The sequence below is a fragment of the Chryseobacterium indologenes genome, from assembly GCF_018362995.1.
In the GTDB taxonomy this organism is placed as follows: Bacteria; Bacteroidota; Bacteroidia; order Flavobacteriales; family Weeksellaceae; genus Chryseobacterium; species Chryseobacterium indologenes_G.
Map to the genome: position 1 here is coordinate 4386735 of NZ_CP074372.1, position 11929 is coordinate 4398663.

General features: G+C 36.2%; 14 protein-coding genes. 6 read left to right on the forward strand and 8 right to left on the reverse strand.

The features are described from left to right. Positions 1 to 98: 98 nt before the first annotated feature. Positions 99 to 1034 (reverse strand): sulfate/molybdate ABC transporter ATP-binding protein, encoded by a 936-nt coding sequence (locus DYR29_RS19955; RefSeq protein WP_213278221.1) that lies wholly within the window; start codon positions 1032 to 1034, stop codon positions 99 to 101. Between the two features lie 75 nt (positions 1035 to 1109). On the opposite strand from DYR29_RS19955, the gene DYR29_RS19960 reads away from it, so the two are divergent. Then, the gene (locus DYR29_RS19960; protein ID WP_213278222.1) at positions 1110 to 1769 is read left to right on the forward strand and encodes a YceI family protein; all 660 of its coding nucleotides are present in this window, start codon (positions 1110 to 1112) and stop codon (positions 1767 to 1769) included. A gap of 126 nt (positions 1770 to 1895) precedes the next feature. Further along, positions 1896 to 2906, forward strand: coding sequence for a phenylalanine--tRNA ligase subunit alpha (pheS, locus tag DYR29_RS19965; protein WP_213278223.1), 1011 nt, complete (start codon positions 1896 to 1898; stop codon positions 2904 to 2906). A 276-nt stretch (positions 2907 to 3182) separates the two neighbouring features. Here the strand turns inward: pheS and DYR29_RS19970 are convergent, their stop codons facing one another. Continuing rightward, the gene (locus tag DYR29_RS19970; protein ID WP_213278224.1) at positions 3183 to 3953 is read right to left on the reverse strand and encodes a DUF3108 domain-containing protein; all 771 of its coding nucleotides are present in this window, start codon (positions 3951 to 3953) and stop codon (positions 3183 to 3185) included. Positions 3954 to 4106: 153 nt separating this feature from the next. On the opposite strand from DYR29_RS19970, the gene DYR29_RS19975 reads away from it, so the two are divergent. Both DYR29_RS19975 and DYR29_RS19980 read left to right on the forward strand, forming a co-directional pair. Continuing rightward, positions 4107 to 5162, forward strand: coding sequence for an NAD(P)/FAD-dependent oxidoreductase (locus DYR29_RS19975; protein WP_213278225.1), 1056 nt, complete (start codon positions 4107 to 4109; stop codon positions 5160 to 5162). Positions 5163 to 5174: 12 nt separating this feature from the next. Next, on the forward strand, positions 5175 to 5504 hold the full coding sequence (locus DYR29_RS19980) for a ferredoxin (protein ID WP_213278226.1): 330 nt from the start codon (positions 5175 to 5177) through the stop codon (positions 5502 to 5504). Positions 5505 to 5572: 68 nt separating this feature from the next. Here DYR29_RS19980 and DYR29_RS19985 read toward each other — a convergent pair whose 3' ends face one another. The 5 genes from DYR29_RS19985 to DYR29_RS20005 all read right to left on the reverse strand — a co-directional run bounded on the left by DYR29_RS19985 (position 5573) and on the right by DYR29_RS20005 (position 9733). Then, positions 5573 to 5788, reverse strand: a complete 216-nt coding sequence (locus DYR29_RS19985; protein WP_213278227.1) for a hypothetical protein — start codon at positions 5786 to 5788, stop codon at positions 5573 to 5575. A 530-nt stretch (positions 5789 to 6318) separates the two neighbouring features. Further along, complete coding sequence (locus DYR29_RS19990) at positions 6319 to 6900, reverse strand: TIGR00730 family Rossman fold protein (RefSeq protein WP_213278228.1); 582 nt, start codon at positions 6898 to 6900, stop codon at positions 6319 to 6321. A gap of 189 nt (positions 6901 to 7089) precedes the next feature. After that, entirely contained in the window at positions 7090 to 8532 is a 1443-nt protein-coding gene (locus tag DYR29_RS19995; RefSeq protein WP_213278229.1) for an aminoacyl-histidine dipeptidase, read from the reverse strand. Between the two features lie 80 nt (positions 8533 to 8612). After that, positions 8613 to 9104: a hypothetical protein gene (locus DYR29_RS20000; RefSeq protein WP_213278230.1), complete on the reverse strand. Its 492-nt coding sequence runs from the start codon at positions 9102 to 9104 to the stop codon at positions 8613 to 8615. Between the two features lie 23 nt (positions 9105 to 9127). After that, positions 9128 to 9733, reverse strand: coding sequence for a hypothetical protein (locus tag DYR29_RS20005; protein ID WP_047424325.1), 606 nt, complete (start codon positions 9731 to 9733; stop codon positions 9128 to 9130). Between the two features lie 287 nt (positions 9734 to 10020). On the opposite strand from DYR29_RS20005, the gene recR reads away from it, so the two are divergent. Both recR and DYR29_RS20015 read left to right on the forward strand, forming a co-directional pair. Then, positions 10021 to 10632, forward strand: a complete 612-nt coding sequence (gene recR / locus DYR29_RS20010; RefSeq protein WP_034697032.1) for a recombination mediator RecR — start codon at positions 10021 to 10023, stop codon at positions 10630 to 10632. Continuing rightward, positions 10628 to 11467, forward strand: coding sequence for a glycosyltransferase family 2 protein (locus DYR29_RS20015; RefSeq protein ID WP_213280662.1), 840 nt, complete (start codon positions 10628 to 10630; stop codon positions 11465 to 11467). The genes recR and DYR29_RS20015 overlap by 5 nt, the downstream gene beginning before the upstream one ends. Before the next feature lie 57 nt (positions 11468 to 11524). Here the strand turns inward: DYR29_RS20015 and secG are convergent, their stop codons facing one another. Continuing rightward, positions 11525 to 11875 carry a preprotein translocase subunit SecG gene (secG, locus tag DYR29_RS20020; protein WP_213278231.1) on the reverse strand — a complete coding sequence of 117 codons (351 nt, stop codon included), beginning with the start codon at positions 11873 to 11875 and terminating at the stop codon, positions 11525 to 11527. Between the last annotated feature and the right edge of the window lie 54 nt (positions 11876 to 11929).

The window sequence follows — 11929 nt, forward strand, 5'->3', positions numbered from 1 at the left end:
ATTTTTTTATAGATAAGTGTAAGTAAATGTATAAGTTATGCGAAACATAGGGAAAAGGAAAATGTCCCCTCTATAATAACGACCTTACGTTTTTGCCTTTAAAAAAATGAAATATTTACAGACCCGGATATTCTCTCGTCCGTATAGATTACAAGTTCTTTTTCCTTTGTTCTTAGCTTATTCCAATAATAATTTCCTGCAAATTTGCTTTCCAGAACTTCAGCTTCAAGACCGGTTTCTGTGATTTTGATTTCTTTAGGATAATAGGAGAATTTTGAAAGCTGGAAATATTCAGCCTCGTTTTCGCTGAAAATATTCACTTCCCCGAATAGTTTCGCAACATAAGAATTGTAAGGGTGTTTGTAGGTTTCTTCCGGACTGTCATTCTGAATCAGTCTTCCGTCCTGTAAAATGACGATCTGATCCAGCCATGGCATAATATCCTGAAGTTCGTGAGTAGAGATGATCAAAGAAACTCCATGCTGCTTTACATATTTGAAAAGTCTTTCTCTGAGCTCAATTTTTCTCGGAAAATCCAGATTACTGAAAGGTTCATCTAAAATCAGAAGTTTCGGAAGTACAGATAATGCTCTGGCAATGGCCACTCTCTGCTGCTGTCCGCCACTTAAATATTTGGGAAGTATATTGGCGAATTCCTGCAAACCTACCACTTCAAGAAGCTCCGTTACGGTTTCTTTTTTTTGTTTTAAATTGATATTAGAAATAAATTTCCCTACATTTTCGGCAACCGTAGCATAAGGCATAAGATCAAAATTCTGTGCTACGAATTTCATTTCCGGCTCTCCGGGAACAAGATTTCCTTTCGGTCCTAAAAGCCGGGTTCCGTTAAAAATAATTTCTCCGCTTTCCCAATCGAGAAGCCCATAAATAAGGTTGAGAAGAGTGGATTTTCCGCATCCGCTTTCTCCGGCAAGAGCTATAATTCTGTTTTCGTCAAACCTTAGGTTAAGGTTCTGAAACAGGGGGTTTTCTTTGGTGTGAGAGAAAAATAAATTGTTTATTTCTAATAGCATATTACAAATGTAAGGTTTTTATGAAAACATAATTTTTTTTATTATATTAGCGGAACTAATAAAAATAAATCAAAAATGAGAAAAAAACTGTTTTCGATAGCGATTCCTGCTTTATTCGTTGCTGCTGTAATGGTTTCTTGTAAAAAAGATAAACCGCTTACCAGTGAGAGTAATGGGGTAACGACTACTAAAGAAGGTAGCCAGTTCACTGTGGATACGCTAAACAGTAAAGTTGAATGGAAGGGATACAAAGTATTTAAATCTGAAAATACGAGCCATTTTGGAACAATCAGGTTTGAAAGTGGAGATGTAACGGTGAAAGACGGAAAACTGGAAAGCGGAAAATTCGTTGCTGATATGAGCTCATTAACTTCTGTAGACTTGAAAGACAGCCCGGAAGATTTAGGGAAATTAAATGGCCACCTGAAGAGCGATGATTTCTTTGAAGTTGAAAAATTCCCAACAGCTTCTTATGAAATTACAAAAGTGACTCCGGCTACGGAAGGTGATTACAATACTCTTTTGGATGGTAATTTAACGATTAAAGGAATTACAAAACCTGTTCAGTTTAAAGCTAATGTTTCTGTGAAAAACGGAGAGGTGAGTGTAGCTACTGAACCGAAAGATATCAAGAGAGAAGAGTTTGGCGTAAAGTTCCAGGCTCCTGCTGAAAACGGTGTGATTAAAGATGAGGTGACTCTTCAGATCAGCGTTAAGGCTTTAGAAAAGAAATAATTTTTTTATTTAAGTGAAATAAGTGATTGAAGTCTGCCTCCCGAAAAAGAGGCAGATTTTTTTATGACGGACTTAATATTCAACTAAAAGTCGTATTTTTGCAAAACATTTTGAAAGGGTAAAACAATGATAGAAAAGATAGAAGAACTACTGATCGAAGTAAACGGCTTCAATGCTACCTCTAGGGAAGATATCGAAAACTTCCGAATCAAGTACAATGGTAAAAAAGGGGTTCTTAATGATTTTTACGAAACATTAAAAGAAGTTCCTAACGACCAGAAGAAAGATTTCGGACAGAAGATCAATACTTTGAAGCAGGCTGTGGCTGTAAAATTGGAAGATTTGAAAAATTCTTCTGAATCTTCTATTGTGGTAGAAAAAGAAGATCTTACAAGACCTGCATTTCCATTGGAACTGGGTTCAAGACACCCGATTAACCTGGTAAAAAACAGAATTATTGAAATCTTCAAATCTATTGGTTTTGCTGTAGCAGACGGACCTGAGATTGAAGATGACTGGCATAACTTTACGGCGCTTAACCTTCCGGAATACCACCCGGCAAGAGATATGCAGGATACGTTCTTTATTGAACAGAATCCGGATATTCTTTTGAGAACACACACATCTTCTGTACAAACTCGTTTTATGGAAGAAAACCAGCCGCCAATCAGAATTTTATCTCCGGGAAGAGTTTTCAGAAATGAAGCGATCTCTTCACGTTCTCACTGTATTTTCCACCAGATTGAGGGATTGTATATTGATGAGAATGTAAGCTTTGCAGATTTAAAGCAGACAATCCAGTTCTTTACTACTGAGCTTTTCGGAAAATCCAAGATCAGAATGAGACCTTCTTTCTTCCCGTTCACAGAGCCAAGTGCTGAAATTGATGTATATTGGGGGTTAAACTCTGAAACAGACTACAGAATTACGAAAGGAACAGGATGGCTGGAAATCATGGGATGTGGAATGGTAGACCCTGCCGTACTGAAAAATGTGAATATTGATTCTGAGAAATATTCAGGATATGCATTCGGAATGGGAATTGAGAGAATTACAATGCTTCTTTACCAGATGAGTGACATCAGAATGTTCTTTGAAAACGATATCAGAACACTGGAACAGTTCAAAACACTATAAAAAATCAAACCTCCGGAGCTCCGGAGGTTTTTGTTTTTAATTACTGACCTAAGAAACAAAACGTAATTAAAAACTGATCTTATTGAAAAATTTACACGTGTCTGTTTCTTATGTCCATACTTCAGTTCGGGTCCGCTAGGTACCTCAATGGAAGTATTGACATGCCACAGCTTTAGGCTGTCTCTATTATTAAGACAACCTGTGTTAAGGATATATTACATCAGAAATAAAAAAGCCTGTAAAATTTACAGGCTGTATATTTAATAATAAAGATTGTTACTTACTAAACTTCAAAGGATACTTTACATTTTTGTAATCGTCAATACTGGCTTTTAATGAACCTACTGCAAGTTCAGCTTTCAACAGCATAGGTACGTGGTTGGCATCGTTGGAAACCCACATCGTTACGCCTTCTTTTTCTTTAAATACTCTTCCGCTTTTTACAGAAGGAATAATTTTCAAGCAATTAATAGTACCGAATTTTGTCTTTAGATTTTCTGTACCTGTTACTTTTAGCTGGAAAGGAAACATTTCATCGTCAATCCATACATTCATATTGATCACTGTTCCCACCTTCAGTTCATCCGGGCTTTTACTTCTTAAATAATAAAAACATGAAAGCATATCCTGAACTCCTTTTACTGATTTTAAAACCTTGGAACCATTGGCCGGAGTTTTTTTATCTGTTAAAATTAATGTATTGTTATCGTGATTAAAAACCGTTTCAAAATGCTGACGGTAGCTTCCTTCACGTACGTTTCTGACATAGAAGCTTGGTAATCCTGTTTGGGTATTGATGAAACTTTCATATAAATCTTCCACTTTGAAGAATGCTTTTACGGCGCCGGTAGTCTGCCCTGTACCTTTTACATACAGATGGGGAACCCCTTTGTAATTGGTCTGTTTTGTAGTAAGGTTGGCTGTTCCTGCATTAAGGAAGCCGTAGTGTATTCTGAGAGTGATAGATTCGCCGTCTGCGATGTTATCAATCTGGGCCGAGCCTAAAAAGAATATAAATACTGCAAAAAGGTTTAAAATTTTCTTCATAACAAGACATTTACAAAAACACTGCCAAATTTAAAATCTTAATTGATAGATATTTGACAAATCTCAGGTTTTTATTTAGAATCAATTAAATATGCTTCGCATTAAAATTAGTAAATTTGCAGTTACATGTATAATTAAATTATCTTAAATATTATGATAACCACAGATATATTGATCATAGGTGCGGGACCTACAGGACTTTTTGCAGTTTTTGAAGCTGGTTTGTTAAAAATGAAGTGCCATATTATTGATGCGCTTCCACAGCCGGGAGGGCAGCTGGCGGAGCTTTATCCTAAAAAACCTATTTTCGATATCCCAGGTTATCCTTCAGTGAACGCTGGAGAATTGGTGGATAATTTGATGGAGCAGATCAAGCAGTTTCAGCCTGGATTTACTTTGGGAGAAACCGCAGTTTCTTATACTAAAGTAGATGATGAATGGTTTGAAGTGATTACGAACAAAGGAACTGTTCACAGATGTAAAGCAATTGCCATTGCCGGTGGTCTGGGTACTTTCGAGCCAAGAAAACCTACAATGGATAATATTGCAGACTACGAAGAAAAAGGTCTTGAGTACTTCGTGAAAGAACCTGAACATTTCAGAAACAAAAAAGTAGTGATTGCCGGAGGTGGTGACTCTGCTCTTGACTGGAGTGTTTTCTTGTCAAATGTAGCAAGTGAAGTTACATTGATTCACAGAAGAAATGAGTTCAGAGGAGCTTTGGATTCTGTAGAAAAAGTTCAGGATCTTAAACATCAAGGAAAAATTAAACTTATCACTCCAGCTGAAGTTACAGCGATTAAAGGTGACGGAAAAGTAGAAGCGATTACCGTACAGGTTGACGGTGAGGAAGCTTATGATATTGAAACGGATTATTTCATTCCATTATTCGGATTGACACCAAAACTGGGAGAGATCGGAAACTGGGGATTAAATATCGAGAAAAATGCTATCGTTGTAAACAATGCTTTAGATTATCAGACCAATATTGACGGAATCTACGCAATCGGAGATATCAACACCTATCCCGGAAAACTGAAGTTGATCCTTTGTGGTTTCCACGAAGCTACTTTGATGTGTCAGAGTGTTTATAACAGACTGAATCCTGGTAAAAAATTCGTGTTAAAATATACAACAGTAAGTGGAGTTGACGGATTTGACGGAAGCCGTAAAGAAGCAGAGAAGGCAGTTGTGAAAAAAATTGACTAATTTTGCAGAATTATGTCAGATGTTAATATTAAAATCACCGACAGAGAAGGGATAACCCATGATGTCGTAGCTCCTACGGATATGTCCATGAACTTAATGGAAATTATCCGTTCTTATGAATTGGCAGAAGAAGGTACTATTGGTGTATGCGGAGGAATGGCGATGTGTGCTTCATGCCAGGTATATGTAATCAATGATCCTGGTCTGGAACCAATGGGAGATGAAGAAGATGCTATGCTGGGTGAGGCTTTTCATGTGAAAGAAAACAGCAGGTTAGGATGCCAGTTACATATTGCCGATGCCATGGAAGGGCTCGAAGTAGAAATTGCTCCTTATCCTTAGAAAATATTTTTTAATCTTAATAAGAAACTCCTGAAGATATATTTTTCAGGAGTTTTTTTATTAATAAGTTATAACTCTTCTCTTAACCAATCAAAATATACTTTATCAAAAAATTTAGGTTCTATGCTCAGGTTTTCTATTTCATCTTCATTACATGGGTACGCATGAGCAATTTGACCTGATTTATTTATTTCAAACATCATTAAATTAGTTTCTGTTCCTACATTCGAAACTCCTATATTCTTATCGACCTTTACTCCAAATCTAAGATTTTCATTTTTCAATATTAAATCAAAATATTCTGTAAAAGAATCTAAAAGTATGGGCTCTAAATGAGTCTCATTTATTTCTGGAAAGAAATATGAAATGTTTTTTTTGTAGCTAATTCTATAATATCAGCATTACTCATTTTACTTTTCAAATAATGTTTTGGATAGTCTTTTGAGCTTGCCATTCGCGAATTAAAAGCTTTTGTAATATTTAAAAAATCGGCTTTTGCTGTATCAATCCAACGAATTAAATTAAAGCTAACTCTTTTAAACTCATCTAAATCTTCTGCATTAAAAAGACCAGATTCTTCTTCATATGATCTCTTATAAAATCTTCTTCATTCGCAGTCGAGTATTTTGAACAAACATTTTTCCATAATTCAATTAACTCTTGTTCAACTATATTTAAACGATCTCCTTGTTTACAGCTTATAGGACAGTCAAGTTTTCACTAATAAAAGTTTTAAATTCTCTTTCTGTAGTTAATTCATTAAATTTTTCAAGTAATTGTTGATTCATGATTTTAGTTTTTAAAGTTACATATTTTAAATTTCTTCTTTAGAAATCCACTTCCCAACGGTAGGAGCCTGATAATTTCTCATCTTTTCCAGCAGATCGTCAATCGTATCACTGATCAGCAGCATATCTCTGTTTACCTGCTTTAAAAATCCTTTATCCACCATAGTCTGAACTAGTTTGATCAGATCATCATAAAAGCCGTCAATATTCAGAATTCCGATGGGTTTTTTGTGAAGTCCGAGTTGTGCCCAGGTGATCATCTCGAAAAGCTCTTCCAACGTTCCGTAACCACCGGGAAGAACGATAACTCCATCACAAAGTTCGTTCATTTTGGTCTTCCTTTCGTGCATGGTTTCCACGATGATAAGCTCGGTCAGATTTTTATGAGCAATTTCTTTGGCTTGTAAAAACTCGGGTAGGATTCCGATTACCTTACCATTTTCACTTAAAGTTCCATTGGCTACTGTTCCCATTAAGCCGGTTTCCGAACCGCCATAAACAAGTTGTATATTTTGTTTTGCTAAGGTTTGCCCCAGCAGGAGTGCCTGTTCTTCATAAATTTTATCTGTGCCGAAACTTGAGCCGCAGAATACTGTGATGCTTTTCATTGTATAAGCTTTTTTATGGTTTGGACGCTTCGGCAGGCTCAGCATGACACAGCTAAAAAATTCATCTCTAAAAAACAGTTAGTATTAGAGATGTCATGCTGAGCTTGTCGAAGCATTTTTATTTCAATTAAAACTAAAAATATCCAAAATCATAAGACTTTGGATATTCAATATAGTAATTTTAATGTTCTATTTCTGAGGAATATTCGCTAAAATATCTTTCAGGAAACTCCAGAACTTCTGAGTAGAAGGAATGTTCGCTTTTTCATCAGGAGAGTGGGCTCCTCTGATGGTTGGTCCAAAGCTTACCATTTCCATTTCAGGATAATTGGCTCCGATGATTCCGCATTCAAGACCTGCGTGACAAGCTACTACATGAGGCTTTTCACTAAACTTCTCTGTGTAAAGCTTCTCCATCAGCTGTACGATCTCAGAACCTGGTTTTGGCTTCCATCCCGGATATGATCCGCTGAATTCAACGTTCATTCCAGCTAATTCTGCTACAGATTTCAGTTGTTCTGCCACTGAATATTTAGAAGAATCTACAGAAGATCTTGTAAGGTTTAAGATTTTAAGTTCTCCTCCTTTCAATTCTACTCTGGCTACGTTGTTGGACGCTTCTACAAGATCAGCCACGTCAGGGCTCATTCTGTATACTCCGTTGTGAAGAGCTTTTAGAGTAAGGATTACCTTTTTAGAATCTCCTTCTGAAATTGCTTTGTCAGAAGATGTAGAGTTCTCAATATTGATTTGAATTCCCGGTTCTACAGTGGCAAATTCTTCTAAAATATCTTTTTTAAGAACAGTTACATTTTCAATAAACTCCTGAGCATTTCTTACTGAAATTAAAGCAACACCTTCTCTTGGGATTGCGTTTCTTAAACCTCCGCTATCGATAGAAACCAATTCAATATTCTGATTTTCCAATCCGGTGTAAAGAAGTCTTCCCAGAATAATATTGGCGTTTCCAAAACCTTTATGAATATCCATTCCGGAATGTCCTCCCTGAAGACCTTTTACCTCAAGTCTTACAATTTGTCCTTTTGGAGCTTCTGCAGCATAGTTTTGAGTGATGGTTACATCAACACCTCCTGCACAGCCGATATCAATTTCATCATCCTCTTCAGTGTCAAGATTTAATAAAATTTCGCCTGTCAGTTGTCCTGGTTTTAACCCTAAAGCACCTGTCATTCCTGTCTCTTCATCAATGGTGAAAAGGGCTTCCAATGCAGGGTGTGGAATATCTGAGCTTTCAAGGATAGACATAATAGTTGCTACTCCCAAACCGTTGTCAGCTCCTAAAGTAGTTCCTTTTGCTTTTACCCAGTCACCGTCAATCTCCATTTTGATTCCTTCCGTTTCAAAATCAAAAGTAACATCGTTGTTTTTCTGGCAAACCATATCAAGGTGCGATTGAAGCACGATTGATTTACGGTTTTCCATTCCTGCAGTGGCAGGTTTTTTAATGATAACATTTCCTACTTCATCTACGGTAGTTTCCAGTCCCAGATCTTCACCAAATCCTTTGATAAAGGCAATTACTTTTTCCTCTTTTTTTGAAGGCCTTGGAACAGCATTTAATTTGGAGAAGTTTTTCCAGATTATCTGCGGTTCTATATTAGATAATTCCATTGAATTTTATTTTTCTCAAATTTACGAAATAAAAAATGCTTCTGTGTCCCACAGAAGCATTTTTGTATGATTTTACTTTACTAGCAGCCACATTCTCCATAGATCGGAGTGGTGAAAATCGTGCCATCAGGTTTTTCAATAGTCAGAGTACCTTCAAACAGTAAAGCTTCTTCTCCTTTTATTTTTTTACCTTTCACAGAAATTTTATAATTATCATTTTCTATTTCCTTGGTCAGTAATTCATCTACTTCCATATCACTTGATGAGATAAGATTCAGAGCCATTCTTTTACCATCCAGCATCATATAAGCTGTTTTTCCGGCGTCATCTGCGTAGATGTATCTTTCATTTTCAAAATCAGCTTTGCTAATGGCAAAATAGCATGAGCATTCTTTGATTTCTTTTGGAAACGGAATAGTTCCTACCAAAATATTGCCTGAAGAAGTACCTGTTGAAGCAGAATCTTTAGCAATATGTGAAGAATCTGCAGAAGCAGAAGCTGAAACCGTTTCTTTTTCCTTTTTGCAGGCTGTCAATAAAAATGCGGAAAATAAAATGATTAAATATTTCATGTGTTTGTGGTTTTATTATTTGTTTACCCTCTTGCTCTTTCAAGAAGTGTCATCATTAATAGAGAAAGGATTACTAAACTTTCCTCCTCATCATCAATATCGATCAATCTGTCCAGCTGAAATCTTCTTCCGAAGAATGAAGGCATTTTTTTAAGCTTAAAATAAGCTTTTCCGTCAATACCTGTTACCGTGTAAGATGGATTAAGGAAATACCCGGTGAACATTCCGATGATAGGAAGTTCTCCTACAAAGCTGTCCCAGAATCTTACCCATGCGCTGTCTTCCTGAACTTTAAACTTAGGCTGATCGTGAGCATCCAGAATATCATAACTTGCTTTCCAGATAGAACGCATTCCTTTTCTGGCTAATCTACCGAAGTTTTTGTTGTCAATAAGATCATTCAAAGAATACGAAGCATTGAAATCTATCCATTTATTAGCTCTGATTCTGAAAAGTTCCTTAGACTTGCTCTCATCATTGAAAACAATAACATCTTCTTTCAACTTGAACATTTTCTGACGCACATACGCTACATAATTTCCGTTTTTGTCAGTAATGTTGAAGTCACTTGCTAAAGTAGTGATTTTGAATTTGAAATCCAGAGGATAGTTAAGATTGTTAAGTACCATGTCAGTTTATTTTTTTCATATTTAATTTAAGCCGCAAATATAAAGGTTTTTTTAGAGTTCTCGGATAGGGGAGAAAATTTAAAATATCATATTGAGACATTAATCTCTTGGTCAATTGTCAATTTTTGCTTCGCAAAGTGAAAGATGAATTCTCAACCTCAATCTCAAACCAAAGTCCCCAAACCCCGAATCTCGCATCTCGTATCCCGAAAAAAATTCACAAGCGAAGCGAGTTGGCGATTCACATTCACTATTAATTATCAACTTTAATCCTTATTTTTGTACCTATGGATTACCCAAGTAAAGTATTGGCAAAGGCGGTAGACGAGATTTCGGGATTGCCTGGGATTGGAAGAAAAACGGCTTTGAGATTAGCACTGCATTTATTGAAGCAGCCCAATTCCAGAGCTGTGAGTCTTGGAAATTCCCTGATTAATCTTGTCAACGAAATAAAATACTGTAAAGAATGTCATAATTTTTCGGATTTTGACATCTGTGAAATATGCAGCAATGAAAAGAGAAATGGCGAGCTTATCTGCATCGTTGAAGATGTACGCGATGTGATTGCCATTGAAAATACAGGAAAATACACAGGAAAGTATCTGATCCTTGGTGGGAAAATTTCTCCAATGGAAGGAGTAGGGCCTGGACAATTGAATATTCCAAGCATTGAAAAGAAACTGAATGACGGAAAGGTGAAGGAATTTATTTTTGCATTGAGCGCTACGATGGAAGGAGATACAACTGCTTATTATATTTACAAGAAATTTAAAAGTTTCAATGTGAATTTTTCCAGCATTGCAAGGGGAATTTCAGTTGGAGATGAACTGGAATATGCTGATGAAATTTCATTAGGAAGATCTATTATCAACAGGTTGCCATATAACGAAAAGGATTAATATGAAGCTGTCTGTTATTATTGTTAATTATAATGTTACCCAATTACTCAGAAGCTGTCTCCTGTCACTTCAGAAATATATACAAGAGATAGAATATGAAGTGATTGTCATTGATAATGCATCTACAGACAGCTCCTGGAGCGATCTTATTCCCGAATTTCCGAACGTACACTTTATATCTTCTGAAATCAACGGTGGTTTTTCAAAAGCAAATAACCAAGCGATTCAAACGGCAAAAGGGGAATATATTTTACTTTTAAATCCTGATACGGAATTTGAAGGTTTTTACATGAAAGAACTTCTGGATTTTGCCGATTCTCAGCCTTCTTTCGGATGTCTGGGAGTAAGAATGCATGATGCAGAAGGGAATTTTCTTCCGGAAAGTAAACGGTCAGTACCGGATATGTTTAATTCTTTTGAAAAGCTTTTTACGAATTTTAAAAAGAATAATTCCAAGTCTTATTACAGGAATGATATTGAAGAAAATGCAGTGGCTGAAGTAGAAGTGATGACAGGCGCATTTTTGTTGGTTAAAAAAGACGTCTACGAAAAAATAGGAGGATTGGATGAAGCTTATTTTATGTATGGAGAAGATATTGATCTTTGCTATACCTTCTTAAGAAACGGGTACAAAAACTTCTATTACGGTAAAGTTTCTATTCTTCATCATAAAGGGGAGAGCACAATCAGGAATGAGGCATATCTCAAGAGATTTTATGGAGCTATGCAGATCTTCATTGATAAATATTACAAAGAGTCCAAGCCTGTACAGTATTCATTTTTAAAGGCAGGATTGAAACTACGATATCAGATTGAAAAGATCAGGTTAAAATAAAAAAGCAACTCAATTTGAGTTGCTTTTGTTTTTGTTTTATATAAGATAGTATTCTTCTTATTTTGCCGGTGCTACAGGAGTTTGTGCCGGAGTTGTTGTAGAAGCAGGAGCTGACTGTTTTGCAGGAGCTTCTTTCTTCACGGGTTGTTTTTGTGTAGGAGCTACCTGAGATGGCTTACCTGTGATAACAACGCTTATAAGGATAAGAACAATGATAGTTCCGCCTAGAGTCCATGTTGCTTTTTCCATGAAATCATTGGTTCTCTGTACTCCAAACTGTGCAGATGATGCACCTCCGAATGTACTGGAAAGGCCTCCTCCTTTTGGATTTTGTGCCATAACGATGATTACCAATAAAACGCTGGCAACCATAACAAGAACCATCAATAGTGTAAATATAGTATCCATTAATTCTGATATCTTTTTGAATGGGCAAATTTAATCTTTTTTTACTGAATGACA

Excerpts from the sequence above, each read along its gene's own strand:
- DYR29_RS19955 (WP_213278221.1), bottom strand. The coding sequence starts at position 1,034 with ATGCTATTAGAAATAAACAATTTATTTTTCTCTCACACCAAAGAAAAC.
- DYR29_RS19960 (WP_213278222.1), top strand. The coding sequence starts at position 1,110 with ATGAGAAAAAAACTGTTTTCGATAGCGATTCCTGCTTTATTCGTTGCT.
- pheS (WP_213278223.1), top strand. The coding sequence starts at position 1,896 with ATGATAGAAAAGATAGAAGAACTACTGATCGAAGTAAACGGCTTCAAT.
- DYR29_RS19970 (WP_213278224.1), bottom strand. The coding sequence starts at position 3,953 with ATGAAGAAAATTTTAAACCTTTTTGCAGTATTTATATTCTTTTTAGGC.
- DYR29_RS19975 (WP_213278225.1), top strand. The coding sequence starts at position 4,107 with ATGATAACCACAGATATATTGATCATAGGTGCGGGACCTACAGGACTT.
- DYR29_RS19980 (WP_213278226.1), top strand. The coding sequence starts at position 5,175 with ATGTCAGATGTTAATATTAAAATCACCGACAGAGAAGGGATAACCCAT.
- DYR29_RS19990 (WP_213278228.1), bottom strand. The coding sequence starts at position 6,900 with ATGAAAAGCATCACAGTATTCTGCGGCTCAAGTTTCGGCACAGATAAA.
- DYR29_RS19995 (WP_213278229.1), bottom strand. The coding sequence starts at position 8,532 with ATGGAATTATCTAATATAGAACCGCAGATAATCTGGAAAAACTTCTCC.
- DYR29_RS20000 (WP_213278230.1), bottom strand. The coding sequence starts at position 9,104 with ATGAAATATTTAATCATTTTATTTTCCGCATTTTTATTGACAGCCTGC.
- DYR29_RS20005 (WP_047424325.1), bottom strand. The coding sequence starts at position 9,733 with ATGGTACTTAACAATCTTAACTATCCTCTGGATTTCAAATTCAAAATC.
- recR (WP_034697032.1), top strand. The coding sequence starts at position 10,021 with ATGGATTACCCAAGTAAAGTATTGGCAAAGGCGGTAGACGAGATTTCG.
- secG (WP_213278231.1), bottom strand. The coding sequence starts at position 11,875 with ATGGATACTATATTTACACTATTGATGGTTCTTGTTATGGTTGCCAGC.